The organism is Anthropogastromicrobium sp. (assembly GCF_037349415.1).
GTDB classification, from domain to species: domain Bacteria; phylum Bacillota; class Clostridia; order Lachnospirales; family Lachnospiraceae; genus Anthropogastromicrobium; species Anthropogastromicrobium aceti.
On record NZ_JAXWCK010000012.1, the window covers coordinates 174,337 to 200,996 of the forward strand.

A 26,660-nucleotide genomic window follows, 5' to 3' on the forward strand; every position below is an offset into this window, starting at 1 on the left:
CCCCAAAAGAGGAATCCGTTTGGCAATTATGCCTGCTTTCTTCTTCTCTTAACAACCAATGCGGCTACGATTACAGCAATTGCAAGAAGTGCTGCTGCAAGTCCTGCCACATACGGCATCGGAGTTGAATCATCACCTGTTATAACTGGTGGATTTTCTGGCTGAACTGGAACTGTTACCGTCTGGTCTTCATCATTCAGATCACTGTGAGCGACAATCTGATTTCCATTGGTATCATACAGTGTCTCGAATACAACAAGTGTCTTTCCCTGCAATACACTCGTATCGAAGGTAAATGCAACTGTTGTACTTCCATCTGCTGCTTCTGCAGTGAATGTAGTCTCGGCTGTTACTCCGATTGACTGTCCACTTGCTTTATCCATGATGGTTCCCTTAACTACATAGGTCTTACCTACAGTCAATCCAGTATAGGTAACAGTATCCACTAATGTTACGCTGCTTCCCAGTGCCATGGTTTTTGATCCAGAAGCCTGATCGGTTGCAGTTGTATGAATAGACGGATAAGAAATAGTCTGGTCTTCATCTTCAAGATCCTCATGTGATCCTATGGAGATTCCCTTATACTCTACATCCTCGAATGCTACGATGTGCTTTCCTGCCAGTGCGGAAGAATCAAATGTAAACTCCAGAACGATGCTTCCGTCCTCTTCTTCTGCCGTGAAGGTCTTTTCAGCGGTTACTTCCTTACCGTCGATTGTCAATGGCTCGCCTGTCTCCTTGACCATCAGAGTTCCCTTTACGGTATACTCCTTGCCAGGAATCAGGTTCTTGTAGAATACTTCATCCAGTACGGTAGTTTCCTTTGCAACAACGCCGTCATGATCGCCTGTTACCTTATCAGTTGCAGTAGTCTTAATCTCCGGAATGCGAACCGTCTGACCCTCATCCTCAAGATCAGCATGGACTGCTACTTCCTTACCTTCTGCGGTAAGAGACTCAAATGCAACCAGTGACTTTCCTGCCAGTGCAGAAGCATCAAACTTGAAGGTAATATCAATACTTCCATCCTTTTCTTCTGCTGTAAAGGTTTCAGATACGGTAATCTCATTGCCCTCGGCATCGGTGATTACTTCTCCGGTAACCTTATCAACAAGCTTTCCGGTCATTGTATACTCACGACCAATCTCTAAGCCCTTGTATTCTACTGTATCAACGATAACAGCATCTTCCTTCGCCTTTTCGATGTGGTCCTCAGTATCCTCTCCGATTGCCGTTGTCTTGATTTTTGGAACATAAACTGTCTGATCCTTGTCCTCAATGTCAGCATGAACTGCGATCTCGATACCCTTATACTCTAAGGTTTCGAATGCTACTACAGTCTTTGGAGCAACAAGTGAAGAATCGAATGTAAAGATAACATCAACGCTTCCCTCGGACTTCTCAGGTGTAAATGTAGTCTCGGCAGTGATCGGCTTATCGTCGATAAGTACCTCTTCACCTGTCTCCTTGTTCATAAGCACTCCCTTAACGGTGTACTCCTTGCCAGGTAACAGATGGCTGTAATGTACGGTATCAATGATGGTTGCAGTCTCTTCGGACTTTGTATGGTTAATCTCAGTCTTCTGATCGGCTGCAGTGGTGTGGATCTCAGGAATATAAACCGTCTGACCCTCGTCGGTAAGATCGTGATGTCTGCCGACCTCAACACCCATCTCTTCGGTGACTGCCGTATAGAGGGTTTCAAATACAACTGTTGTTGTACCTGCAAGCTTAGAAGCATCCAGTGTATAGGTTAATGTGACGGTCATGTCTGCTGTTTCAGCAGTAAAGGTCTTCTCATCAGTAATGCTTTCGCCACCTACCTGAATCTCGGCTCCGGTATTTCTGTCCATCAGAACACCCCTTACGGTGTATTCGTTACCAACCTTTAAGCCTGTCAGTGCAACCTCATCAGTGATGGTCACTTCCTCGTTTGCACCAGTTACATGATCCTCAGTGTCAGTTGCGGTTGCGGTAGTGTGAACATCCGGGATGTAGACGGTCTGGTTCTCATCCTCAATGTCCGCATGAACAGCGACTTCGATTCCCTTGTACTCCATAGACTCAAATGCGACTACGGTAGTTCCTGCGATTGCACTTGCATCAAACTCAAATACAACTTCAACACTTCCTTCTGCCTTTTCAGCTGTGAAGGTGGTGCTTGCAGTTACCTTCTCGCCATCAATCAGGACTGGCTCTTTAGTCTCCTTATTCATCAAGGTTCCGGTTACGGTATACTCTTTTCCAGGTAACAGTGAAGAATATGAAACAGTATCAATGATCTTTGCCTTTGGCAGTGCCTCGGTATGATCAATCTCTGTTACTGCATCCTTTGCCTCTGTCTGAATCTTCGGAATGTAAACTGTCTGTGCATCATCGTCGATGTCTGCATGAATGCCTACTTCCTTACCTTCAGTGTACAGAGTTTCAAATACAACAATTAAGGTATCCTCTAATGCTGATCCGTCAAATGTAAATGTTACATCAACGGTTCCGTTCTTTTCTTCTGGAGTAAATGTGGCAGAAGCAGTTACTTCCTTATCGTCTACCAGGATCGCCTTACCTGTTGCTTTGTTCATAAGTACGCCCTTTACGGTGTACTCTCTGTCAACTTCAAGTCCTTCATAGGAAACGGTATCGACAATAGTTACATCCTTCTTTGCCTCTGTTACATGATCCTTCGTATCATCTGCGATTGCAGTGGTATGTACCTTCGGGATATATACCGTCTGGTCCTTATCCTCAATGTCAGCATGTACGGCGATCTGGATCTTCTTATATGTAAGCGTCTCAAATGCAACGACTGTCTTAGGTGCTACGACACTTGCATCGAATGTAAAGACTACATCAACACTTCCCTCGGACTTTTCAGGAGTGAATGTGGTGCTTGCCGTAATCTCTTTGCCGTCAGCCAGAACAGCCTTTCCTGTTTCCTTATCCATCAGTGTTCCGCTTACGGTATACTCTTTGCCCGGAAGCAGGTTTGTATAGGAAACGGTATCAACGATGGTTGCCTGCTTCTTTGCTTCCGTGTGGTTGATCTGTGTTGTCTGATCTTTAGCTGTTGTATGGATCTCAGGAATATAAACCGTCTGCTCAGCATCCTTTGTATCTGCATGTACTGCAAGCAGTGCTCCGTCAGAATAGAGGTTTTCAAATACAACTGTCGTAGTTCCTGCCAATTCAGACGCATTCAGTGTATACGTCAAAGAAACAGTCATGTCATGTGAATCAGCTGTAAATGTTCTTCTTGAGGTAATGGTCTTTCCATCAACCAGAACCGGCTTTCCTGTCGCTGCATTCATCAGCGTACCGCTAACAGTGTATTCGGTACCAATCTTAAGTGCCTTCATGGAAACCAGATCGGTAATTGTTACTTTCTCATTGGATCCTGTTACATGATCCTGAGTATCATTGCTTGTTGCAGTTGTATGTACGGACGGAAGATACTGAGTCTGCTTCTCATCTTTCAGATCAGCATGGACAGCTACTTCCTTGCCATCTGTGTACATATGCTCAAATGCTACAGTGGTCTTTCCTGCCAGAGAAACACCTGAGAACTTGAATGTAATCTCAATCGTTCCATTTGGCTTCTCAGCAGTAAATTCATTCGATGCAGTAATCTCTTTTCCTGCATCATCCAAAAGTGCTTTTCCAGTTTCCTTATCAACAAGTGTTCCCGTTACAGAATACTTACGACCAACTTCCAGTCCATTATAACGAACTGTATCAATAAGTGTAATCTCCTCATCGGCTGCTGCATTATGGCTACCATTTTCAGAGTCGATAATGGTTGTCTTGATACTCGGAACATAGATCGTCTGATCGGTGTCTGAAATATCGGTATGAGATGCAACTGTATCACCATCTAATTCCAGATACTCATAGAATACGAGTTTTCTTCCACCAATTTCAGATGCGTCAAAATTAAAGGTAACATCAACTGATCCATTTGGTGTTGTTGGAGTAAACTCGGTACTTGCAGTGATGGTTCTTCCGTTTACCATCAGAGCGTTTCCTGCTGAAGTCATCAGCACACCCTTCATGGTATACTTCTTACCCGGCAGTAAGTTTTCATAAGTTACAGTATCAACAACAGTTGCATTGCTGTCTGCTTTTACCTGATTCAATCTGGTATTTGCATCGAGTGCTTTTGTGCGGATCTTTGGCACATAGACAGTCTGTCCTTCATCGGAAAGATCTGCATGAACAGCATATCTTCTGCCCTTGTAACATACTTCCTCAAAAGCGACAATCTTCTTACCTGCTAAAGATACACCTGCAAAATTGAATGTAATGTCAACACTACCATCTTTTGCCGGGGCAACAAATTCTTTTGATGCGGTAATCTCGTTGCCATCATCGTCCAGAACAGCTTTGCCAGTGTCAGCATCCATCAAAGTTCCGGTGATTGTATAGGTTTCTCCAACTTTCAAGCCAGAATAGGTTACAGTATCAATAATACTTACGGAATCAGTTGCATTTGCTACATGATCCTCGGTCTTTGAATCTCGTGCAGTTGTCTGGATACTAGGGAATGTAACGGTCTGATTTTCATCATCCTTATCCTTATGCTCTGCACAAAACTCGCCATTTACGGAAAGCTCTTCAAAAGCAACTACTGACTTTCCTGCCAGATCAGAAGCATCAAAGGTAAATACAATATCCTGTGTTCCATTCTTCTCAACCGGAGTAAAGTCAACTGTCTGAGTCATAAGCTCGGTCAGTGCTTCCACGTCCTTAATATACAAAGTTCCAGTTAAAGTATAGGTCTTATCAGTATCCAGATTCTTGTAAGCAACATGATCGGTTAACGTAATAGAAGAAGCTACTTCCGTGAAATGCTCCTCATTTACGTCTACCAGCGTCGTGCGAATGCTCATCGGAATGTTGTCAACAGTTCCAAGATCAAGAACCTTTCCATCAGTGTCGATTGTGAAGGTGTTAGTGTACATCTTCATGCTTCTGGTTGCTTCGGTCTTTAACTCGGTGATGGTATAAGTGCCATATACAAATGCTCCATAAGAATCATTTGCAGCTGTCATGGTTCCTTCGCTGCCCATGCCAAACCAAAGTCCTGCATCCTTTGCCAGAGAATCAATTACGCTCTGCGGAACAACGTCCTTTTCTCCATACTTTGAAAGAACATCATCGTTTGCATTGGTATTTGTGGTCTTTCCAGTTGCGGAAGTGAAGTTTCCATTCGCATCAGTTAAGATGTAATGTGTTTCACCAGTTGCGTTGTTGGTAATACAAAACGGAATGTAAGCAAGTGCTTCACCTGTGTCAGAATTTTTCTTCACGAAGGACAGATCACCACGAACAACGCGGTCTGTAAAGGTAACTGCATTCATGTTTGTTTCGTACTGAATAAATGCGCCACCCTGATACTCAACAACATTGAAATAATGGATTTGACCATCATTCGTGTAATAATTGTTTGCTGATTTTTCTCTAACAGCATAATGACCAATCGGATACTGAGTAGTCATGGTCACATTTCCCTCAGCATCTGAGGTTACTGTCTCGATTGTCTCACCCTTTTTATAAGTTGTATTTCCAATGATAACAGAATCGTCTAAACAATAAACCTCAAAGGTGATTCCGGCAAAGTTCGTTCCACCCATAGCAGCTTTCTTATTAAGCTCAAGATCATGCTTTTCCATCTTCGGAGTGCCGTTGATCTGGCGCTCGGCATACTGGAGAGTGATTGCTGTTTCATCAGTTGCTGCAGTATCTAATACATTGCCACTCTTTAAATAGATGGCTGAATCTTTATCAACTAGGTTAAAAAGATAAACATTATTAGTTCCAGTCAGTGTTGCACCTGTTGCAGCACTGCTAACAACTGCGCCTTCTTTAGTAAATCCAGTCGGAGCCTTTGTTTCCTCAACTGTTATAGTACCAAGTGGAATAATATATCGTCCTGCATTGGTTTTTCCAAACTTTGCACTATCAGAAACATCAGAAACAATATGAGCATCATCCAGAGATGCAAAATATCCACTTGCACTCTTAACAGTTTTTATCACCCAAGTAGTAGCTTTTGCTTCTGAATCTGCTTGAATCTCAGCTACTGTATTATACTGCTTTGGATAATACTTAATCGTATACTCAGCACCAGATAAATCCGATGTAGTTGTTCCATCAGCATTGATCTTATTGATTACAATACCAAGTGGGTCATTTAATGGCACATCTGTTGTTTCGCACATTACCGGAGCTGTTGCTGTTGTTCCTGCTGATACCTCGATTGTATAAACGGTACTGTTTGTCTGAAAGCCTGATCCTGGTTTTGCTTCTGCTTCTCTTACATAGTAAGTGCCTGCTGTCAGTTCATATGGCTGGCTGTAGCCGTTTGCATCCAGTTTAACAACAGTTACCGGATTTCTACACTCAGCGTCAGTGAAGATACCATACGGAATACCTTCAAAGTTATAGCAGCTGTTACCATTGGTGATTGCCGGATCTGCTGAAGATTTATGAATTTGCAAAAATCCAGTCTGTGGTGCAGACGGATAAATAATACGCAATGTTGCAAATGAACACTGGTAGTTCTCTCTATTAGTCTGGTAAACACCACCAACCTGCAGCATAGAAGTTGCTACTTTGAATGTCGCATAGGTAAATCCATCTCCACCATCGTGAACATCAGTACACTGAAGCGCAATATTTGGAGTATACTGTCCCTGATTGTTAGGTGCAGCCCAATCCTTCTGAGTACGTTCTGTAAAAGCACTGACAGAATTAACTACATCTGTTGGTGCTGTTGAACCTTCATTTGCCCATGCGTGCATACATGCCAACAAGATTCTTGTTCCATCAAGATTCAGTGTCTTTCCAGCTGCGTTTGTTGACGAATAAAGCGCATTAGACAAATAGCCAAAGATTCGTCTTCCAGCTAGATAACCTGATATACCATTTACGTTTGTACGAGCTGCAATATTTTCAGCTGTCATTTGAACCATACAAACGCCCGGATCTGGTGAATTGGTTGTCAGCTGAGTCTTAAACCAAGAACTTACGACAGCATCTACACCCTTATTTGTATAAAAACAGAAAGATTGTGCATCATGAGTCGGAACAGCAGATGCACTTAGATGTTCTCCACCATTTTGATCTTTAACTGTTTCGTTACCGACAACCGTCACTGTTGTATATGGGTAGACAAATTTATCACCGACTGCCAAATCCTTCGGTACACAGCTTCTATCAACCTTCACATACATATTATTGTACAATTCAGCCGTCAGACTGATATTAGAATCTGATTGTTCCACCGGATACAGATCTGTGGTAGTTACTTCTGCATTCATGGAATACTTTGATGTCGCATTGTAGCCGATAAGCACATCAAGGCTTCCAACTGCTGAAGCATCGCCTATTGCAAACTGAACCGTCTTTCCCCCATCCAGGCTGCTCATGCTTTCCGGCAGGCTTGCACCGCGGTTAACGGATGCGGATACCAGATAATTGTCAACTGAATCATCATAATCATCGTTGAAGATTCGAACGGTTGCAACCCCTGACAACAGATCCAGTGTTGCCGGAAGAAATCTCTCGGTCATATCCGGGTATACTACATCAGCTGCAATCTTAACTGTCCCTGATGGTGTATAACCATAAAGTACCTGAATACGAAGACCGAAGGTAATGCCGTAAAGAGTTCCCATATCTGATAAATACTGTTCTGTAAAGCAGTATTTATAGCGTTCATCCGGAATGCGGTATACACCATTTCCAAGATACTCAATATCGGTAAATGCCTGCGCTTCGATAGAACCATTGTAAAAACTGGTTGCAGACTGATAGTCAGCTGCTTCTGTTCCGTTTAACATTGGCACTGTGGAAACAACATAAAAATTTCCATCTGATCCATGGTAGATCGGCACTGTTTCTTTTGCCATCTCTGGATTCAAGCTTAAAATGTAGTCGTTTGAATACCAGTCCGCACCGGAATCCAACAAACCGTCAATTGTTGTCACACCTGCCTGAACCTTTGACGGTTCCACATAGGTGTTGTAAAACTGCATTACCTGCTCGGTACGCTGCAGTGATACACCAGTCATTGCCTCTGCAAATGCATCATAACTTTCGTAGTCCCATGTACGGTCAGCTGTAAACTCTTCTTCATCAACAACATCCGCAAAATCTTTTTCATCCATCTCTGCCATCATTTCTTTGATGGAAAGATATCTTCTGTACTGCTCAAATGTCATGGACTCAATAAGATTATATAACTCATCCTCAGTCAGCTTGTGAACATACTTTGCAATCTCAAGGTCACTTGCATTGTCATAGTCAAAATCAAAAGTAGATGCAATAACATCCTCTTCTGATCCAAACTGGGCAATCCACACGAGCTGATACTCGTCCTCGCCCAGTCCACTCAAAAATCCATAGTAGGCATCGCTTTCGGCTCCACCGATAGCTTCTATATAGGCAAGGATCTCGTCCTTTGTTGCTGTGGACAGATCGATCAAAGCTTCTTCTGTGGAAGCTTCTGTCTCTTCTTCAGATGCAGCATCAGTCTGCGCTTCTGTTTCACTTTCAGATTCAGCTGTTGTTTCGTTTTCCTGTGTTTCATCCGGTCCACGTGTTTCATTTGCAGATGTTTCTTCTGCGCTCTCTCCAGATGACTGTACTTCTTCTGCAACAGAACTTTCCGTCTCTGGCTGATCTGTTTCTGCTGTCGTTTCTTCGGTGATTGCCTGCACTTCGTCTGATACCTGTGTTGCATCGTTAGTTGCCTCAGTAGTGCCAGAAGTTTCTTCAATCACTGAATTGGTCTGTTCTGCACTGGTCTGTGCTGTTGTTTCTGATTGAACAGAAACAGACTCTTCGCTTGTTCCTTCCTCGATCTGACTCTCAATTGCTACAGACGATTCCATTTCAGAAGCCATCGAAATAGTTGGCATCTGGAAAGTCGTCGTTACCGTCATGGCAAGCGCCATGATTGTTGATGTCAGCTTCTTTCCTTTTTTATTTTTTGGACTCATCGTCATATCCTTTCTTTGGACACCAGACTCCCTTTTTTGTCTGGCTTTGGGTTGCATTCTTTCTTCCTTCTTTTCGGTGGTGATCTCAGACGATCCATCTTTTCCTCCTGTCATGTTACTTATTATTGTCTCTTAGCACTTCAAACTTAAAAATGAGTACAAAAAAAGCACCAGCTTGAAAACGTATACACGTCTTTCGCAAAGTGCTTTTTCTTCTGTATCTTAGTTATAGTTTTTCTTTGTTGCTATTTATTTGGTTGCCCCACAACCTGAGCAGGTATATCCTGTAACTACTGTCTCATCCCATGCTGCCTGCGTTACCACTGTCTCATAATGCCCTGTTGCATCATGATGGACAACTGTTGTCTCCGCATCATGATGAACCGTCTGATAAACAGCATCGTGATGAACTGTCTGGTAAACAGCATCATGATGGACAGAACCTGTCTGCATCATTTCAGCATGCCAACTTGACCAGCATCCTGCAGCCATGTGTTCATTGATGTCCTCATTAGGATCTAAAAATACATGTCCGCATCTATTACAAATATCTACCCACTCATACACTGGCTCATCATATGCATCTTGCACTAACTTATTTTCATCATACGCATCCTGAACTAATACCTGCTCATCCCATGCTGCCTTCGTGATCACTGTTTCATCCCACGCTGCCGAGTCCTCTTTCCATACTTGACTTGTGACAGCATCATGATGAACTGTTGTTGTCACAGCTACCCAGTTATGCGTATGTGCTGTTGTTTCCGGTGCCTTTGTTTCTGGAGCTTTTGTACTCGGAGCAGCAGTCGATGGTGTTGTAGTCGGTGCAGACGTTGAAGGAGTAGGCTTGCTCTGATTTGGTTTTGTCTCTGGCGCTTTAGTGGAAGGTTCTTTGCTTTCTGGAACCTTTGCAACTTCTTGTGAGGATTCTGCTGGGTCAGTTTCCTTTTCGTTCTCTACCTTTCCCTCAAGTGATTCTGCGGCACTTTCTGTTTCTCTTGCTGCGTCTTCCGTGTCCGATTCGAACACACCATGCTTATCCTGATCACTTCCCAAGTGCAGTACTAACCAATGATTTGTCTCTGACTGATAGCTAATTAGTGGCAGACGGTTATACTCCTCATCTACATATGCTACATCTAACGTATCCTTTTGTAGCTGACCATCTATTGTCTGATATAATGTAACATCGGCATTTTCTGGTATCTGCAAATTAAAGTCATACAGCGAATCAGCTGACTGCTGATTCGAAATAAGATCATACAAGGCAATCGAATCATAGTCCTGATAGTCAGTAGTCTGTGACAGCAACTGTGCAATGATTGGCTCATCCATGCTAATTCCTGTTATGCTATAATCGTCCCCTATAAAATCATTTAATGCAAACAATACTGTGTCCGAATCGGACACAACTTCTGAAAACTCTTCTGTTGACTGCTCCTCAGAAGAGTTTTCTGTCTGCTGCACATCTACTTCCAGCTTAGCAAGCGGTTCTAGTTCAATAATCATATATTGATCTAACACTTCCGTTTCTTCTGCCGGAATCATCTGTACAGTAGGCATCACAAGAGATACTGTCAATGCTGTAGCTGCTAAAACACTAATTTTTTTATCGTTCAATTTCTTCATCTTGCTCCTCCTCTTCCTGTTTTTCTATGACATTTTTACTAACCGTTTTTTTGCTTTTATTCCGTGTATTCTTGATAAGATCTTCAGTTCTATAGCTATGATAGCCTTCATATTCATAACTATGGTCAACACCCTTCATAAACATCTCTCGATCATCAATTTGGTCAGTTAATGCATTTTGAAGAATCACCTTTATCTCTATATCTTTAATAGGGCTTCTCTCCATTGCCAGAAGATAATCGTCTTTATCAACTTTGCTCCAATCAACGACTTTTCCAAGCTCCTTTTTTAAAATTTGATCCAGCCAAATACGGGTACTTCGTCCATTCCCCTCTCGAAACGGATGCGCAATATTCATTTCAACATACTTTTCCACAATCTCATCAAATGTAGACTGTGGCATTTTCTCAACATTTTTCAATGCTGCATCCAAATACATGACTGGTGCAAATCGAAAATTTCCTTTTGCAATATTAACTGTTCTAGTTTGACCTGCAAATTCATAAACATCACAAAATAGCTGATTGTGAATTGCCTGCAATGCTCTATAACTTCCGGGAATCATTTCATCAAGCATTCCACTTTCAAACATCTCTGCTGCTTTTCTTTTACTGATTCGCTCCTCTTCTCTCGCCAATTCTGTAGAATTAGTAATTCCCAGTTTATTTTTTAATGCTGCCATTTTTCACTCATCCTTCCGTGTCCGATTCGGACACACTCTCTGTTTCCTGCTCCAAAAGCGTATCCAAAATCAACCATCTTCCACATCCTGTCGATTCATAGGATACTGCTCCATCAGTTACTTCCAACGCTTCTGAAACCAACTCACCATCTGCATTTAAACGATACAGTATGACGCTTGCATCCGGTTCAACATTCAAAGTAAATGTAATCTCCCCTGTTGGAGTAACTCTTTCCCCATTTTGATATGCCTGCGCGTCTGTGATCTCGAAGTCCTTTACCTGCACATCAGGGATCACATTTTCCAACAACAAACCGATAATCGGATCATTCGAACTAACCTGCTTGTACGCAAATTCTACGTTTTCTTCAAAACCAATGATTTCTGGCATTTCTTCCGACTGTGTTTCACCTGTCTCCATCTCTGTATCTGATTCAGATATGCTTTCATCTGACAGTTCTTCCTTCGTTTCTTCTACCTGATCCGATGGATCAGCTAACTCTATGATAATGGTCTGTGCGCCATCTGGTTTATCCTGGCATCCTGCCATCCATGTACATCCAACCAACCCAATCAGACTACAAATCAATGTTTTCCTCATCCTGCTCCTCCTTATCTTCTTCCAGCGGTACGATTGCTAATCGGTATCCTACTGGCACTAACAGCGTATCCATTGCACGGACAGTTGGCATCAGCTTTCTTCTCTCATAGCGGTTAATTGTTGATCGAGACATGCCCGTGATTCTCTCCAGTTCAGATTGACTGACACCACTTTCTTTCCTAATCCTGCTGTAATATTCCATTAGCCGTTCAATCAGCTCTTCTACAAAAATTTCATTTTCTTCCATGACAATCCCTCCTAACCATAGTGTAGCTTATAAGCCTCACGTTGTCAAGAGACATTTTCACCAAAGATGGAAAAAGCACTGTCGCTTCCGACAATGCTCCTTCACCCGCTTTGGTTCGCATTCACTTAATGCAATTATACTATACAACAACTATTTCCTGCCATCAAGGACAAAATCCTGCCACGAACTGCCAAAAAATGCCTTTTTCTGCCAATCCTGCCAAACTATTGACTTTGGTATTTGTATGTGATATAATTCTTATTTTTTTCAAAATCCAATATGTAAATTTTTCCGCTTTTTTATTCCTTGTTAAATTTTATTTTCCCGCTTGCGGGATCAAGACTTCCGCTTTTCTTTTTTATCCGGGTTGATCTTTATCCAACTTGCTTTTCTCATTTATTTTTCGATTTCATTTTAACCTTCCTCGAAGCCACAGGAAGTTTTTTTCTAATATGCTAGGCATAGCCTAAGCGCTTAATTGCAATAGGTATAATTTTCTTTCTATAGGAAAGGAAGGATAAAGAAAAAAGGAATAAATATACACTGTAGACTCTCAGCTTAAAAGCCTTAATTTTACTTATATTCTTTAAATTTTAAAAGGTGCAACATTAGAATAAAGTTATCCACATTTAACCATGAAATTAGAATGGTTATTTTTTTTAATGCGCAAAATTAGAATGGTTTCTGAAAATGTACCCCAAAATTAGAATGACTTTTTTGCCTAAATGCAGCCCTTTCCCCCTTCGAGATTGAACTGCATCCACTCTGTCTCCTCTTTCTTTATAATATTTCCTTAAATCTATGTTTTACTGTACGCAAAAAAGACTGTCTTCATTCAGGCAGCCTATTTAAGCCTATATTCTCTTTACCTTACATCACTGGCATCATATCGTCTAACTTTTTCAATGACTTTTTTATGAAATTATCATTAAAGTCATTTGCTTTCTTGTAAAAGTTTGCGATTTCCAATCGTAAAATCTTGTGTATGTATTTAGGATTCAGTTTGCCAGTCATTCCTCCCTCTTTTGCAGCCTTACCAATTAAATATCCAAATAAATCCGAAGGTAATTTACCTGCTTCCTGCATGGCTTTAATATCTTTACGATACTGCTTTGCTAGCTCTGCTGTATCCTTCTTTGCCTGCTCGTCTTCTTTGATTTTGTTTCGGTTGCAAGCTGCATGTACTTGCTGTCCATACTCCAACTCTGTATCTTTAGCGGCTCTCCAGTCTCTATCCACAATCTCTCGACGAATAGTGATGAGATACATTCCATCCTTGATGCCGATGTAAAACAATGCTTTAAGTGCTGTAAGATACTCTTTCAAGGCACGAAGCTTACATCCAAGAAGCTGTGTCATCTTCTTTCGGAAGTTTTGTTTCGCTTCTTTATATGTTCTTTGACCGGATCTGCAATAGATCAGCAAGCGCATTGCCATAATTTTTTCATTTACTTTCAATTTTTGGAATTTTTTCGACGCGAATAGACCATCTGCAACAGACAGATAGCCTTCTTTTTTTACTTCTTCGATATTGCTACAGTCATTACCTACGATCTGTATATCCCAATCAATGTGATCTGCTTTCCATAAGGTGATTAAGCCACAGTCACGCAACTTATACACCCCCGAATAAAAAGTCTGATATGATAGATCCAGCGCAGCACAAATATCTTTATAATATACGCCTGATACTGTGCCAATATCGGTTTGATATTGGCACAAATATAGAAAAATGCTTAATTCAGAGTTCGTCAACTTTGCCCCCTCTAATTTCTTCACAATGCCTGCGCGGATCTTTCTCATTTGTTTATCACTCCTTTCCTTTTATTTTGCTTTTTGAGCCGTTGTACTGTCAAAGCGATTAGATTCATACCATGCCTTAATTGTTTCTAATCCTTGCTTTCTCAAGCGATGGATCGTTCGCTCCGACAAGCCTGGGCGCTCAATTTCTTTGTAAAACTTGCGGTTAATATACAGCTCTCTTAAAACACTTTTTTGTTTTTGTGGCAAATGCAAGTAGCACAGATGAATCTGCTGCACCTGATTGTATAGTTCCAGTACTCTTTGGAGTTCGGAACAAATTGCTTCTTGATATTCCTTACGCTGCTTTTCAACTTTCTGATATACTTGATCGAGATTCATCTGATTACTACTTTTGCCAACAATGCCGTATTGGGGGCTATGCAGTTGTGTCATTTCGATTAGATCATTCTCTGCATCATACTCTTTTGTTAATTCGTTGATCTGCATCCGATACATCTCCAGCAGCTCATCGTGATGCATCAACATTTCCGTTATTTCCTCGGTTGTGAGCATAGTTTCCCCTTTCCCCACTTCTGCTTATCCTTTGAGTAGACTTGCAAAGTAGTCTGCCAGCTGCTTATGCATAGCTTGCCATTCTGTCTCGCTGCCATCTTCTCGCTCATACAATGTCAGATAGTCGTGAGCCAAGCTCTGCATCAAATCATTTTCTGTTGTTGTACTACTTTCCTTTTTTGCTACATCATCTACCGATACTGCAACATCAATCTCTTCCTTATTAGTACCACGCAACTCAAATCCCTCCGAAACATAATCATCTACGCTGATCTGCCCCGGAAGCTGCTCCTCCTCGTGCTGCTCTGTCTTTACAATCTTTTGGCTTTCTGACTGTTTGTTTTGCGTTGTGTCCGATTCGGACACGCTTCTTGACTCTGCTGCATCCTGCTTTTCTTTTGCCTTAACATTTTTTTCTTTTGGTTGTAGCGTGATCTTTTCACCTGCGTTGATCTGCTTTGCTACCATCTGCTGTTCTTCTGGTTTCATACTTGCAAGTTCATTTGCTACGGAAATGCCAATTTTTCCAGCTTCCATTGCTTCTTTTAGCGCAGGTTCGAGGTTCTGGTTAATATGCTTTAATCTGGCAACATTTGTCTCTGATAACCCTGCTTTTTTAGCAACCAGCTTGCGAAGCACTCTCGCTGTAACCGTTTCTCCTGCACCAAGTTTCACTCCAGTGATTCGCGTAAATTTCGCCTTTTCTTCTTCTGATCCCGATGCTAATTCTTGCAATAATTGCTCTAGTTCTGTGATTTCTTGCATTTTTATGTACGGGGTTTTCTCTCGCTGAGAGTTTGTCACAATCAGATTGATTCTTGCCACTAATTCATTTCCGTCCTGCACATGGCACGGAAGCATTGCATACTGTGTCCGTCCCTGCTCTACCAGATGCTTTGCTGCTGTCCAACGACGATGTCCAGCGATAATTTCGTAGTGTCCCGGTGCCTTTCTGCGTACCAGAAGGGGCTGCAGAATGCCTCCTGCAAGCTCAATTGCATCTGCTAGATCCTCAATCTCCGACATTGGATAAAAGTTATATGCAGATGCCTCAAGACAAGCATAATTGATATATTGCACTGGATAACGCTGCTGTGTTGAGCCAGAAGCTTCCGGTTTATTTTTGAGTCCTGTAAGTGTATCAGTTAGCGATGCCATATCCGCATACCTCCTCTGTTAGATCCATCATATCTGCTGTAACCCAGTGAAATTTTGCTTTCTTTGCTAATGGTTTTTTGCGATAGTTAGCTGCGTCCACTACGGTCGAGTAGCGCACCAATGTCTCACACAGCGGATAATCATATGTCTGAACCAACTTTGTCAAGAAATCCTTAGCTGCTCTTGATGGTGCAAATGCGTTAATCACAACATGCGCTGCCGATGGATCTGCAAGCTTTGACATCGTTGTGTCGATACCTTCAATCGAAAAATTATCCAACTTGATCGGGATAATAACCTGATCGGATGCTTGCACGGCTGACTCCGTCAATCGTGAAAAAGCTGGTGCACAATCCAAGATGCAATAATCATAATGTGCTTCGTATCCCTGCAACAGTGCTGACATGGTCTGTGGCTGTGGTGTAAGTGCCTCACTATAGATATTGCCAGGCAAAATATCCAGTCCTTTGTATGTTGTGCGATAGATGCAGCGTAACTGTCCTCCCAATGCCTGCATTAACCCCTTTTTGGTAAGGTCGTATCGTCCAAAAAATGATGATAAGTTGCCCTGCGGATCACAGTCTACCAGCAATACACGGTATCCCATAGTTGATAAGTTATAGCCAATATTGGCTGCTAGTGTAGTTTTTCCAACACCGCCCTTGTTGTTGTAAAATGCAATTGTCTTCATAATTTTTCGTCTGCTCCTTTGTTAATTTGATAGTTATTGCAATTTGCCTTTAGTTACTAGTCCCAATGCACTTGCTTTCGCCATTGGCGTAGCTTCTTTAGTTCCTCTTTTAAAGACTCTTCCTCTCCTGTTTCATTTTTATATTCCGCCTTTTTGTAGTCTTGATACCGAATCCAAAAGTCAAGAATCATACTTTCTTGTTCTGTTTTGATTACTTTTTGTTCGCGAATGCGCTCTTTTTGATCCGCTTCCCATTCGTTTCTTGTCTTGTATCTCGGAGTTAAATCTGCCGAAATCACAGTCTTCCAGTTATAGAAGACTCCACCTGCTTCTATGTATCCAGTTTCTAGCCCTTTTTGCAAGCTTGTGATTTCTTTTTTGCAACTTTCTAGTTTTTGCTGTGCCTCCAGTATTTCATCCAGCTGATTGCTCTGAGCCAACCATCCGAAAAAATCTGCTCGTTCAAAAGCACTCCACCAGTGATTTCCGAACCAATCTTTTGCCGTGGTTCCCTCGGCAGTCCCCCATCTATCACTTACACAATCTGCCACAAACTGAGATAGGATCATTTGCATTGGCACATTGACCTGTCCTGCTAGTTTAGCAAATTTGCGGTATTGATCTTTCGGAACGTGTACTGTGATAATTTGTTCTTCCATTTGTCAATCTCCTGTCAATCTACGCTGTGCTTCCTCCGCACTATATGGCTCTCCAGTCCTTGCGATCTCGCGATAAATCGTTGCTCGATGCACATGCAACTGATTTGCAATTTCATCTTTCGAGTAATCTTGATTCAAAAGTTCCTCGATTTTTATTCTGTCTGCATATTTCAGTCTTTTGAAACGCTTTACTTCTTTGTTTTCCATGATTTCCATTCCTTTATTTTTTCCAATTCGCCTGCAAATGGCTGTACATTTATTTCTTTATTTTTGTACTTTTTGTATTCGTCCTTGATTAGTTCCCATGCAACTTCCAATTTCTTATTGTTTGTAACTCATCAATGAGAGGTTTTGCTTCCTCATTCTCTTGCTTATATTGGATATACTCCTCTTGGATCAGCTTCCAACTTGTTTTTAGTTTTTCTTCTGCAAGCGAAACTGCTTTACTTTTTCCCTTTGCATACGCGTCCGAAATATCTGTCTGATAAGATGCCGTTCTCTCAACCAGCGATGTCATCAATTCTAACTTTCCTTTTTCTGATAGATATGCCAAGAAGTTTCTTTCCTGCTTTTGTTTCAGCCAGTCTTGGAGCACTTCATTTTCTGGTAACTCTTCAGCAAATGTTTGTACTACCTTTCCAACCGTTTTTCCGTAACTTGCTGCCACCTGACATAATCTTTCGTATTGTTTTTCGGTTAATTCTATTGCTACTTTCCGAAGTATCATATGTCTATGCCCCCACATTCTTTTGCGCGAGATCAGCACTATACGGCTGACCGCCTCGTGTAATCTCTTGATAGATAGCCCCTCGTGTTACTCCAATGTCTGCTGCAATCTGAGTAACTGGCAAATCAACCTTTAGCAGCAGTTCGATTCGTTGACGATCTTTCCATGTAATGGATTTAGCTTTTTTTCTCATCAGTACAAATCCCCTTTCTTTTTTATTTTTCTGCAAAATAAAAAGCGCTAAGGATTTTGTCCTTAACGCTTTTTTGTTCTTACTATATTTGGAATGCGCTAGGATTTTATCCTTTCGCGTTCATTATAAAACTTACCCTTCGATTATTATATTGTTGTTTTTTCGCTTGCTTTTTTTTATTTTAGCGTTATGATAGTGAGAGCATCTACTAAAAGGAGTAACTATTTTTTATGAGCAGCAAATCACATGAAATGGATCTATGCAGCGGATCCCTTTGGAAAAAAATTTTTGTGTACAGCGTTCCGCTGATGTTCACAAACATCCTGCAGGTTTTGTTTAATATGTCAGATGTGGCAGTAGTAGGAAAATTTGCAGGACCAATTGCACTCGGTGCTGTTGGTTCTACCAGCATTCTTGTCACGTTATTTACTGGAATTTTGCTTGGTCTTGCCAGCGGTGTAAACGCACTAACTGCACTTCACATTGGATCAAAGGATGATGAAGGGGTAAAGCGCACTGTACATACTGCGGTAATTATCTGTCTGGCAGGTGGTATTTTAATAACTGTATTTGGCATTCTTTTTTCTCACAATATTCTTGCTTTAATGAATACAAAGGATGAACTTATTGATGGAGCTGTATTGTACCTTCGAATCTATCTGCTTGGTATGCCTGCACTTGGATTATACAACTTTGGAAATGCGGTGCTTAGCGCTGCCGGAGATACGAAACGACCGCTATATTATCTTGCTTTCGCAGGTGTTGTAAATGTCATTTTAAATTTATTCTTCGTTATTGTATGTCACCTTGGTGTTGCTGGTGTTGCACTTGCAAGTATGATTTCACAGTTCATCTCTGCATTTTTAATCTTGCGGGCACTGTTGACAGGAAAGGAAAAATATTGTCTGCGTTTATCAGAAATTCGCTTAGACAAAAGAAAAGCAGTCGGTATTTTACAAATTGGAATTCCTTCTGCTTTCCAGTACTCACTATTTGCCTTCGCCAATTTGTTTGTGCAAAGCAGTGTCAATTCCTTTGACCATGTTCTTGTAGAAGGAAACTCTGCCGCTGCAAATGCAGATCCTCTTGTATATGATATGATGGCTGCTTTTTATACAGCCTGTTCCAGTTTTATTGCCCAAAATTTTGGTGCACGGAAAAAGAAACGTATTCTGCAAACCTATTTGATATGTTTGTTTTACTCTTTTATTACAAGCTTAGTACTTGGTGTAGGCATTTATCTTGCAAGATATCCGTTTCTTTATCTGTTTACAAGTGATAAGGCTGTTGTGGAAGCTGGTATTACAAGACTTTCTATTATGGCGCTTTCTTATAGTGCCTCGGCTTTTATGGATGCTTCCATTGCTGCCTCAAGAGGTCTTGGAAAGACAGCTGTTCCTACTTTTGTTGTTGTTATGGGATCATGCGTATTTCGTATCATTTGGATATATACGATATTCGCCTATTTCCATACCATCCAGTCGCTCTACATCCTATATGTATTCTCTTGGGGAATCACTGCAATTGCGGAGAATATATATTTCTTCCATGTTTACCGCCATACACTGACAGGTAAAACTGAATCGCATTTATAACAATACAGACCTTCCGCTGTTCATTTTTCAACGAACAACTGGAAGGTCTTTATTTAATTATTTCTAGAACATTTTTCTGCATCCATAGCCAAAACAAACATTAATACATGCAATGCATCTGATGGTCGTGCAATATCTAATACATAAGTATCTGTCATATGAAACAGTTCCTTTGAGATTTGCGCAATATTTCGTCCGTTTGAATCTAAGATAGAATAATCCCACTCAGTCCAGCTTCCCTCAATCTGCCACCCATTGAAATCAATATTATATCTTGGCTTAAAAAAAGTAAATTCCTTGCTGATTTGGCCAATATACCGACAATTATTTTGCAGATCATATTCGTAGATTTCAAATTTAGGAAGAAATGTTAAAAACTTTTCCTGTACCATTCCTATGCGATTATTATTTGCATCATAAATCGCCAGGCAATGTCCAATTGAGAGCTGACCTTTTACTGTGTATACAGTTTCTTCATTCTCGTTATAAATATCATAGCTGTCAAACCATGAAAAAAATCTCTGTCGAAATAATAACCTCATTACATCATTCCTCCCTTACGTCAAAATAAATGCCAAATATCCCCACTCCCACACAACATCATCAAAACAATCCTGCATGTACTCGTAAATGTCATCTTCCTCATATCCAGTCATACGACAAACTAACGTGATTGTGTCGCGTATCTTTTCATATGTCAAAGAACCATTTTGCATCCAATCCAGAAAGAGAAATTGTTTGATCGCTGTATATTCAAGTGCAATCCATTCCAGATGAACAATAAAATCCTGCAGGTTTCCATCAGGAAGCAGACAGTCTGATTCAATTTCTGCTGTCAGAAAGCTTCTAAATAATTCCTGCCATTTTGAAAAATGACCATTAAATTTTCTTTTCTGTTCCAAAAGGAATGTGCTGTTTTCTTCCTCAATTAGTCTTGCTTTGTTAAGCACATCCTTTAGCTCACTCTTATACAAGCCTTCTCTTTCATAATTAGTTGTCAAATCTAAAAACAATTCATTTTGTTCAAAAATGGCTGATTCCTGATCAGAAGGAATTTTCGAAATGGCATCCGCCAGTTCTTTTTGAAGCTTTTTTGTTTTATACTCTTTAAGATTCTTTTTAATCTGAGCATTGAAATCATCTGAAAATAAGAAATCTTCATTACTGTTTTCCTGCCAAATACGCCATAGCTCAAGTGCAGCAAAGAAAATATGTTTTAAATTTTCCTGTGGATCAAATTCTTTTCTTCTCATCCAATCAGAAAATATGCTGCGTACATTTCTTAAAAAATTTAATTTATTAAATTCAGGATTTTTCTCTTTCTCGATGTTTTCTGCCCCTGTTTCAATATAATTGCAATTCGGATATTTTTTCATCAAGTCAATAACAGCTGGACATGACGGCATAAGGAAAAATTCCTCTTGATCTAAAAACTTATGAATTTCTCTTGGAAAAATACGGCAAGTCTTTGATAAAACGTCATCGCCAAATGTACATACCAGCCGGCACAGCTTTTGTTCATTTAAGAAAGGACATATATGTTTTTTATTTAACGCAATCACTCGCATATTGTCCTTTTTTTGTGTGTATTGACTCATATTCTTTCGAACTGGATATACACCCTCCGGTGCTTGTAATTTCTTCCATTTTTCATTTGTCTCGTCATCCACTTCGATTTTCCACTCACGGCAGCAGGTGAATGGACATTTATTGGCAGTGCAGACAAATTCATCATAATATTCTGGTTTTCTAATTATCATATAGTTTTCTTTCAGTTCTCTTTCTTTTTTATTGTTTCAATCCACAGTCGGTAATTTCACAGAGTCTGACATGTCAGCACAAAGCCGACTGTGACTTGCCTCATGTCAGTGGGGGATACCGATTTCTCTCCGCCCGCCACTGCCGTTAATTTTCCAATAGCAATTTTTAGTGGTGGTTTGTTGGGTAAGTGTGTGTATTTTTGAAAGGGAAGTTTTGGGTGTAAAATTTTATTCTTTATAAGTTATGCTACTTTTATGTTATGTATTTTATATACTCCACCCCAAATTAGCTTTCCAACTTACCCCACATCAAACACCAAAATCTTCTCTCTGCTGTCATTTCCATCAAACAAATCTCTGCAGTCAATCTCATCAGAAAACATCAGCTCATCTTGCGTCATCAAAAAACTTACATATTCATCTGACGGATAATAAAACATAAGCTGAATCGGCCTTGAATTCTCATAATAAGATTCAAGAATCCTTGCTACTACTCTCTTTAGGATTTCTACTGAAAATGGATTAAAGAAATAGCAAAAACTCACATCTGATGGTACTTCATAACTTTCTGCATTGGCAAGAACAAATTGTGTACGCGCACCTGAAACCGCATTTTCTCTGTTTTGTTCTGCTCCTGCAAAAATACGCTCATCATACTCAATACCAACACTATGGCAGCGCGTCTGATATGAAAGAAAAAAACACACTCTTCCCTTTCCTGTTCCATAATCCAAGACTGTCTGTTTTTTTTGAATCAAACCGCTGTTAGACAAGCGCTCTAATACACAATATGGTGTTGGCTCATATGGATAACAAAAGGCATCCGCATGACTGTCATCACGCCCTGTAGTTTTAATTTTCAACATTTTGTCCCATTGACTCTCCAACTGTTCTTCACTTTGTCCCATTCGCTGTATTCCTTTCTTATTTCTGTTGTGTTTTTTTGCTGCTTTCTTCATTTGAGGAATCAAGCAGATCTGAAATAGTATAGCCACGCTTCGTTCCTGGAAGCTGGACAGCTGATGCCAACCCGACACTTTGCATCTGAAGCGCATATGCCTCACTGATTCCTGCATATTGTGCCGTACTAGTACCCTTTGCACCATCTGACATCAAAAAACGATGAATTGCCGCACTTCGGATTGAAATCAGTGAATATGGCTCTAATATGATACCTGCATTAATTACTTCCTGCTGTGCCTTTCTGCATGCTCTCTGCAAAACAGACGCCCTCATCTGCCCGCCATATTTATTGTGTAAAAGCCAGTCATCGCCATAATATCCGCCCATTGAAAAAAAGTGCTCGATCTCTTCCATCAAGTCTTCTCGTATAACTATCAAACGTTTTGCCTTACCAGGAACGGACAGCATACATGTTCCATCCTCTCCATTTCTGATAAATGAGCTAGTCTGAAGCTCAATAATCTCACTCGGTGCAAGCGCACATTCATAAGCGAGAAGCGCTGCAACATACACCTGAATATCTGTCTTCTTCATTGCCTGCAAAATAGATGCCATCTGCACAGCTGTTGGATATTTGTTCACCTTTGGTGTTGGTGCATGCGCTGGATTTAAAAACTGATCTGACGTCTCTGCATACGATGGATGATTCATACTGTAAAAATCCAGAAAGCCAATAATGGCATAATAACGTATTCGCGATGTAGAAACAGAAATCTCACGCTTTACAATTTGATCTGGCATTACACTATTTACATACAAAACCCATTCTTCTGGTGTAATTTCATGAATCGGTTTTCGGTAATAATCACAAACTAACAAAATTGCTCCAATATATGTTGACCGTGTTCTCTGGTTTTTTAATGTTTGTTCCCAATGATCAAGCGTCAACAAATCTTCACTGCTGAACGTATAGTCTTTTTGTTTTGCCAACAGCTTTTCTGCAGAATTTCTTCGCCTTTTTTTAGATGATGTCTGACTCTCCTCCATAAGCTGCCTCCTTTATTGACTTGGTAGTAAATTTCTTTTTAATTAAGTTATGCTACTTTTATGTTATTGTTATATCAAATTTCCAATGATTTGTCAACAAAAAAAGCTGATACAGACAATCTTTTCATTGTTCTGCATTAGCTTTTTTTGTATTACTTATCGTCTTGTATATCCCTGTCCACATCCAGGTGCATTTTCTTCAAGCTCTCCTTCTGTGTAATAGCTTGCTCTAAATTCCATATTAATCTGTGAAATTTCCTTTTCTCCCTTAATATAAGCATCATACATATCCCACAGGCTTATTCCACAATTATCGCTGCAGCCATCATCATCTGGAATCCACTCTTTTATCAGTGCAATACGTTCTTCTTTTGTAGTATCCTTAATTAAAAAACTCTTTGTATTCATAATTCTCTTACCTTTCTAATTTATTTTAACTATTTTTTTGAGCCTCAATACGCTCTGCCAAATCACTTAAATACACCCAGCGTTCCATTTTTTGTTCAAGGAGTGCTTCGCTTTGTTCTTTTTTCTCTGACAACTCTCTCAGACGCACAAAATCAGTCGCCGCCGCATCCATATCCTTTTCAAGCTGTTCAATTGTTTCCTCCAGCGTTTGAATATCTTCTTCAATCGTGTTATATTCTCGCTGTTCAAGGTAACTAAAGCGAAGTTTCTGCTCTCTTACCGGTTTTTTCGTTACTTCTTCTGCCTTTTGCTGTTTTTTCTTTTCCTTTTCGCGCTCTGCTCTTTGTTTTTCTTCCTCCTCAGCTTGTTTCACAGCTGCATAATCACTATAACCGCCTTCATACTGGCGCAATGTGTGATTTTCTTCAAAGGCAAACATACGGCGCACACAACGATCCAAAAAGTATCGATCATGTGATACAGTTACCACAATTCCTTCAAAACGGTCAAGATAATCTTCAAGAACTTCCATCGTGCGAATATCAAGGTCATTGGCCGGCTCATCCAAAATCAAAAAATTTGGTTCTTCCATAAGGACGCGAAGAAGATAGAGCCTCTTCTTTTCTCCTCCAGAAAGACTTTTAATCAGCTGCTGCTGCACGACTGGCGGGAATAAAAATCTATCAAGCATAACGGATGCAGACACGCTTCCCTCTGGTGTGCGAACATATTCTGCGGTATCACGAATGTAATCGAGTACTTTCTTATTCGGATCCATATAGGCAACACCTGCTGACGGATCTGATGCAATCTCCTGTGTATAATAACCAATCTTAAGCGTCACACCTGCTGTTCTTGTACCTCTAAGCGGCATAATTGTTCCTGCTAAAATCTTCATAAGTGTAGTTTTTCCGCACCCATTCTGTCCTACAATTCCAATTCTGTCTCCTTTTAGAAAAATATAGGAAAAATCATGAAAACATTCATGACCCGGATAGCCACCTGCCAGGCCTTCCACTTCAAGCGTTGTCTTTCCAAGACGGCTTGCAACACTGTCCAGCTGCACAGTGCGATCTCTAACTGGTCCACGCTGCTCCTGTAAATTTTCAATTCGCTGAATATGAGCCTTCTGCTTTGTAGAGCGCGCACGTGCACCACGATTTAACCATTCCAGCTCAGTTCGTAACAAATTCTTCCGTTTTGCTGCTGCAGAATCTTCATTTTGCTCTCGTTCTGCCTTTTTTTGCAGATAGCCCGAATAATTTGTCTCGTATGAATATAAACTTGCATGATCTAATTCTGTGATGCGATTTGTTACCTGATCAAGAAAATATCGATCATGTGTTACCATAATCATGGCTCCGCGATAGCGTCTGAGATAATCTTCCAGCCAATCAGCCATCTTTGTATCAAGATGATTTGTTGGCTCATCCAAAATTAAGATATCTGCTGGACGAAGAAGCGTCTTAGCAAGCGCAGCGCGTTTTTTTTGACCACCTGAAAGCTGACCACATGGCTGATTAAAATCATTCAGCTCAAAAGTCATCAGCAATGTCTTGGCATCTGGTTCAAGAATCCATCTATCTTCTTCCTTTTCTCCCTGCAGCACATACTCCAACACACTCATATCTGCCGGCATCTGCGGATTTTGTTCCAGGAAACGAAGTACAACATGATTAGCCACTGTACGGCTTCCCTCATCTGGCACTTCTGTTCCTGCTAATATACGAAGAAGTGTTGTTTTTCCTGTTCCGTTAATTCCAATTATTCCAACCTTCTCACCTTCATTCAAATAAAAGTTGGCCTGCTTTAGCAGTACTTTTTCTCCATAACTTTTTTGTGCTTGTTCCAAAGACAATAAATTCATTTTCTTTATCCTTTTGACTTTAAATTAACTACATGAATCGGTTTTCCATGTACATAAGCGCTTAAATTTTCAACAGCTATATCCATCAATCGCTGTCTTGTTTCTTTTGCTGCCCATGCAATATGTGGCGTAATCAATACATTCGGTGCGCTTAAAAGTGGACTATCTTCTGGAATTGGTTCAGTTTCCACAACATCCATTGCCGCATAACTAACCTTGCCAGAAACAAGTGCTTCTTTTAAATCTTGTTCACAAATCAGCGGACCTCTTGCTGTATTTAGCAAAATTACACCATCCTTCATTTTTGCTATGCTGTCTTTTCTAATCATTGCCATGTTTTCCTTAGTTAATGGACAATGCAGGCTAATTACATCTGACTCCTTATATAATTCCTCAAGGCTTACTGAACGTACATGCTCTGTCATAAGTTCTTCTTTGATTCCATGATGACCATATGCAATCACATTCATACCAAACGCAACTGCCAAACGTGCAACTGCCTGTCCAATATTTCCATATCCAATGATTCCCATTGTCTTTCCAGCAAGCTCCATTGATGGATAACTCCAAAAACAAAAATCAGGACAACTGCTCCATTTTCCAGCCATAACCTGAGCTGAATGTGCCCCTACATGATGACATATCTCTAACAACAATGCCATTGTAAGCTGTGCAACTGCCTGCGTACTATATGAAGGAATATTGCTGACCGGTATTTGTCGCTCATCCGCTGCCTCTAAATCTACTGTATTATAGCCAGTTGACAATGTACCTATAAAACGAAGTGCCGGGCTTGCCTCAATGATCTTTCTTGTGATGACAACCTTATTAGTAAAGACAACCTCTGCCCCATCCATACGAGATAAGATCAGTTCTTTCGGTGTTCTGTCGTATACAATTACTTCTCCAAACTGGCGAAAACCATCCCAGCTTAAATCGCCAGGATTTTCTGTATATCCGTCTAATACCACAATTTTCATATTCTCACCTTTTTTCTTTTTTTCGTTGACAGTATACCATCTTTCACACAGACAGGCAAGCGCTTATTTTCTGACAAAAGAACCTGCTAGTGCATCAACACTAACAGGTTCTTATTCTCTAATTATGTTTTTTCAAAAAAATAAAGCGCGAGACGGGATTCGAACCCGCGACCCTCGCCTTGGCAAGGCGATACTCCA

At 40.6% G+C, this 26,660-nt stretch carries 21 protein-coding genes; 1 reads left to right on the plus strand and 20 read right to left on the minus strand.

The genetic code is table 11. The annotated features are described in order from the left end of the window. Window positions 1-26 precede the first annotated feature (26 nt). The 13 genes from WJP93_RS01630 to WJP93_RS01690 all read right to left on the minus strand — a co-directional run bounded on the left by WJP93_RS01630 (window position 27) and on the right by WJP93_RS01690 (window position 17,902). Window positions 27-9,113 (minus strand): VaFE repeat-containing surface-anchored protein, encoded by a 9,087-nt coding sequence (locus WJP93_RS01630; RefSeq protein WP_337546495.1) that lies wholly within the window; start codon window positions 9,111-9,113, stop codon window positions 27-29. A 135-nt stretch (window positions 9,114-9,248) separates the two neighbouring features. Beyond that, a complete protein-coding gene (locus WJP93_RS01635) occupies window positions 9,249-10,628 on the minus strand; it encodes a hypothetical protein (RefSeq protein WP_337546496.1) in 1,380 nt (459 codons plus the stop codon). After that, entirely contained in the window at window positions 10,609-11,310 is a 702-nt protein-coding gene (locus tag WJP93_RS01640; RefSeq protein ID WP_337546499.1) for a Fic/DOC family protein, read from the minus strand. Before WJP93_RS01640 ends, WJP93_RS01635 begins: the two co-directional genes overlap by 20 nt. A gap of 7 nt (window positions 11,311-11,317) precedes the next feature. Then, window positions 11,318-11,911 (minus strand): hypothetical protein, encoded by a 594-nt coding sequence (locus WJP93_RS01645; protein WP_337546500.1) that lies wholly within the window; start codon window positions 11,909-11,911, stop codon window positions 11,318-11,320. Continuing rightward, the gene (locus WJP93_RS01650; RefSeq protein WP_337546502.1) at window positions 11,889-12,158 is read right to left on the minus strand and encodes a helix-turn-helix transcriptional regulator; all 270 of its coding nucleotides are present in this window, start codon (window positions 12,156-12,158) and stop codon (window positions 11,889-11,891) included. Before WJP93_RS01650 ends, WJP93_RS01645 begins: the two co-directional genes overlap by 23 nt. A gap of 870 nt (window positions 12,159-13,028) precedes the next feature. Beyond that, entirely contained in the window at window positions 13,029-13,961 is a 933-nt protein-coding gene (locus WJP93_RS01655) for a hypothetical protein (RefSeq protein ID WP_337546503.1), read from the minus strand. A 21-nt stretch (window positions 13,962-13,982) separates the two neighbouring features. Beyond that, window positions 13,983-14,474 (minus strand): hypothetical protein, encoded by a 492-nt coding sequence (locus tag WJP93_RS01660; protein WP_227100427.1) that lies wholly within the window; start codon window positions 14,472-14,474, stop codon window positions 13,983-13,985. A 24-nt stretch (window positions 14,475-14,498) separates the two neighbouring features. Further along, a complete protein-coding gene (locus WJP93_RS01665; RefSeq protein WP_337546505.1) occupies window positions 14,499-15,632 on the minus strand; it encodes a ParB/RepB/Spo0J family partition protein in 1,134 nt (377 codons plus the stop codon). After that, window positions 15,616-16,323 (minus strand): ParA family protein, encoded by a 708-nt coding sequence (locus WJP93_RS01670; RefSeq protein WP_337546506.1) that lies wholly within the window; start codon window positions 16,321-16,323, stop codon window positions 15,616-15,618. The genes WJP93_RS01665 and WJP93_RS01670 overlap by 17 nt, the downstream gene beginning before the upstream one ends. 56 nt (window positions 16,324-16,379) lie before the next feature. Further along, complete coding sequence (locus WJP93_RS01675) at window positions 16,380-16,982, minus strand: hypothetical protein (RefSeq protein WP_337546507.1); 603 nt, start codon at window positions 16,980-16,982, stop codon at window positions 16,380-16,382. A 3-nt stretch (window positions 16,983-16,985) separates the two neighbouring features. Then, window positions 16,986-17,189, minus strand: a complete 204-nt coding sequence (locus WJP93_RS01680; RefSeq protein ID WP_337546509.1) for a helix-turn-helix domain-containing protein — start codon at window positions 17,187-17,189, stop codon at window positions 16,986-16,988. 88 nt (window positions 17,190-17,277) lie between these two features. Next, the gene (locus WJP93_RS01685) at window positions 17,278-17,709 is read right to left on the minus strand and encodes a hypothetical protein (protein WP_337546510.1); all 432 of its coding nucleotides are present in this window, start codon (window positions 17,707-17,709) and stop codon (window positions 17,278-17,280) included. 4 nt (window positions 17,710-17,713) lie between these two features. Further along, window positions 17,714-17,902 (minus strand): hypothetical protein, encoded by a 189-nt coding sequence (locus WJP93_RS01690; protein ID WP_337546511.1) that lies wholly within the window; start codon window positions 17,900-17,902, stop codon window positions 17,714-17,716. A gap of 230 nt (window positions 17,903-18,132) precedes the next feature. Between WJP93_RS01690 and WJP93_RS01695 the strand changes: the two genes are divergently transcribed. Further along, window positions 18,133-19,497, plus strand: a complete 1,365-nt coding sequence (locus WJP93_RS01695; protein WP_337546512.1) for an MATE family efflux transporter — start codon at window positions 18,133-18,135, stop codon at window positions 19,495-19,497. Window positions 19,498-19,550: 53 nt separating this feature from the next. Here the strand turns inward: WJP93_RS01695 and WJP93_RS01700 are convergent, their stop codons facing one another. The 7 genes from WJP93_RS01700 to WJP93_RS01730 all read right to left on the minus strand — a co-directional run bounded on the left by WJP93_RS01700 (window position 19,551) and on the right by WJP93_RS01730 (window position 26,462). Continuing rightward, window positions 19,551-20,039: an LURP-one-related family protein gene (locus WJP93_RS01700; RefSeq protein ID WP_337546513.1), complete on the minus strand. Its 489-nt coding sequence runs from the start codon at window positions 20,037-20,039 to the stop codon at window positions 19,551-19,553. A 15-nt stretch (window positions 20,040-20,054) separates the two neighbouring features. Beyond that, complete coding sequence (gene fliB, locus WJP93_RS01705; RefSeq protein WP_337546515.1) at window positions 20,055-21,257, minus strand: flagellin lysine-N-methylase; 1,203 nt, start codon at window positions 21,255-21,257, stop codon at window positions 20,055-20,057. A 299-nt stretch (window positions 21,258-21,556) separates the two neighbouring features. Then, complete coding sequence (locus tag WJP93_RS01710) at window positions 21,557-22,165, minus strand: class I SAM-dependent methyltransferase (protein WP_066561915.1); 609 nt, start codon at window positions 22,163-22,165, stop codon at window positions 21,557-21,559. Window positions 22,166-22,181: 16 nt separating this feature from the next. Beyond that, complete coding sequence (locus WJP93_RS01715; protein WP_066561916.1) at window positions 22,182-23,207, minus strand: tyrosine-type recombinase/integrase; 1,026 nt, start codon at window positions 23,205-23,207, stop codon at window positions 22,182-22,184. Between the two features lie 156 nt (window positions 23,208-23,363). After that, window positions 23,364-23,615 (minus strand): hypothetical protein, encoded by a 252-nt coding sequence (locus tag WJP93_RS01720; RefSeq protein WP_066561920.1) that lies wholly within the window; start codon window positions 23,613-23,615, stop codon window positions 23,364-23,366. Between the two features lie 25 nt (window positions 23,616-23,640). After that, window positions 23,641-25,482, minus strand: coding sequence for an ABC-F family ATP-binding cassette domain-containing protein (locus WJP93_RS01725; protein WP_066561926.1), 1,842 nt, complete (start codon window positions 25,480-25,482; stop codon window positions 23,641-23,643). A gap of 5 nt (window positions 25,483-25,487) precedes the next feature. Then, a complete protein-coding gene (locus WJP93_RS01730) occupies window positions 25,488-26,462 on the minus strand; it encodes a D-2-hydroxyacid dehydrogenase (protein WP_066561928.1) in 975 nt (324 codons plus the stop codon). Window positions 26,463-26,660: the final 198 nt, after the last annotated feature.

Excerpts from the sequence above, each read along its gene's own strand:
- WJP93_RS01630 (WP_337546495.1), bottom strand. The coding sequence starts at position 9,113 with ATGACAGGAGGAAAAGATGGATCGTCTGAGATCACCACCGAAAAGAAG.
- WJP93_RS01635 (WP_337546496.1), bottom strand. The coding sequence starts at position 10,628 with ATGAAGAAATTGAACGATAAAAAAATTAGTGTTTTAGCAGCTACAGCA.
- WJP93_RS01640 (WP_337546499.1), bottom strand. The coding sequence starts at position 11,310 with ATGGCAGCATTAAAAAATAAACTGGGAATTACTAATTCTACAGAATTG.
- WJP93_RS01645 (WP_337546500.1), bottom strand. The coding sequence starts at position 11,911 with ATGAGGAAAACATTGATTTGTAGTCTGATTGGGTTGGTTGGATGTACA.
- WJP93_RS01650 (WP_337546502.1), bottom strand. The coding sequence starts at position 12,158 with ATGGAAGAAAATGAAATTTTTGTAGAAGAGCTGATTGAACGGCTAATG.
- WJP93_RS01655 (WP_337546503.1), bottom strand. The coding sequence starts at position 13,961 with ATGAGAAAGATCCGCGCAGGCATTGTGAAGAAATTAGAGGGGGCAAAG.
- WJP93_RS01660 (WP_227100427.1), bottom strand. The coding sequence starts at position 14,474 with ATGCTCACAACCGAGGAAATAACGGAAATGTTGATGCATCACGATGAG.
- WJP93_RS01665 (WP_337546505.1), bottom strand. The coding sequence starts at position 15,632 with ATGGCATCGCTAACTGATACACTTACAGGACTCAAAAATAAACCGGAA.
- WJP93_RS01670 (WP_337546506.1), bottom strand. The coding sequence starts at position 16,323 with ATGAAGACAATTGCATTTTACAACAACAAGGGCGGTGTTGGAAAAACT.
- WJP93_RS01675 (WP_337546507.1), bottom strand. The coding sequence starts at position 16,982 with ATGGAAGAACAAATTATCACAGTACACGTTCCGAAAGATCAATACCGC.
- WJP93_RS01680 (WP_337546509.1), bottom strand. The coding sequence starts at position 17,189 with ATGGAAAACAAAGAAGTAAAGCGTTTCAAAAGACTGAAATATGCAGAC.
- WJP93_RS01685 (WP_337546510.1), bottom strand. The coding sequence starts at position 17,709 with ATGATACTTCGGAAAGTAGCAATAGAATTAACCGAAAAACAATACGAA.
- WJP93_RS01690 (WP_337546511.1), bottom strand. The coding sequence starts at position 17,902 with ATGAGAAAAAAAGCTAAATCCATTACATGGAAAGATCGTCAACGAATC.
- WJP93_RS01695 (WP_337546512.1), top strand. The coding sequence starts at position 18,133 with ATGAGCAGCAAATCACATGAAATGGATCTATGCAGCGGATCCCTTTGG.
- WJP93_RS01700 (WP_337546513.1), bottom strand. The coding sequence starts at position 20,039 with ATGAGGTTATTATTTCGACAGAGATTTTTTTCATGGTTTGACAGCTAT.
- fliB (WP_337546515.1), bottom strand. The coding sequence starts at position 21,257 with ATGATAATTAGAAAACCAGAATATTATGATGAATTTGTCTGCACTGCC.
- WJP93_RS01710 (WP_066561915.1), bottom strand. The coding sequence starts at position 22,165 with ATGGGACAAAGTGAAGAACAGTTGGAGAGTCAATGGGACAAAATGTTG.
- WJP93_RS01715 (WP_066561916.1), bottom strand. The coding sequence starts at position 23,207 with ATGGAGGAGAGTCAGACATCATCTAAAAAAAGGCGAAGAAATTCTGCA.
- WJP93_RS01720 (WP_066561920.1), bottom strand. The coding sequence starts at position 23,615 with ATGAATACAAAGAGTTTTTTAATTAAGGATACTACAAAAGAAGAACGT.
- WJP93_RS01725 (WP_066561926.1), bottom strand. The coding sequence starts at position 25,482 with ATGAATTTATTGTCTTTGGAACAAGCACAAAAAAGTTATGGAGAAAAA.
- WJP93_RS01730 (WP_066561928.1), bottom strand. The coding sequence starts at position 26,462 with ATGAAAATTGTGGTATTAGACGGATATACAGAAAATCCTGGCGATTTA.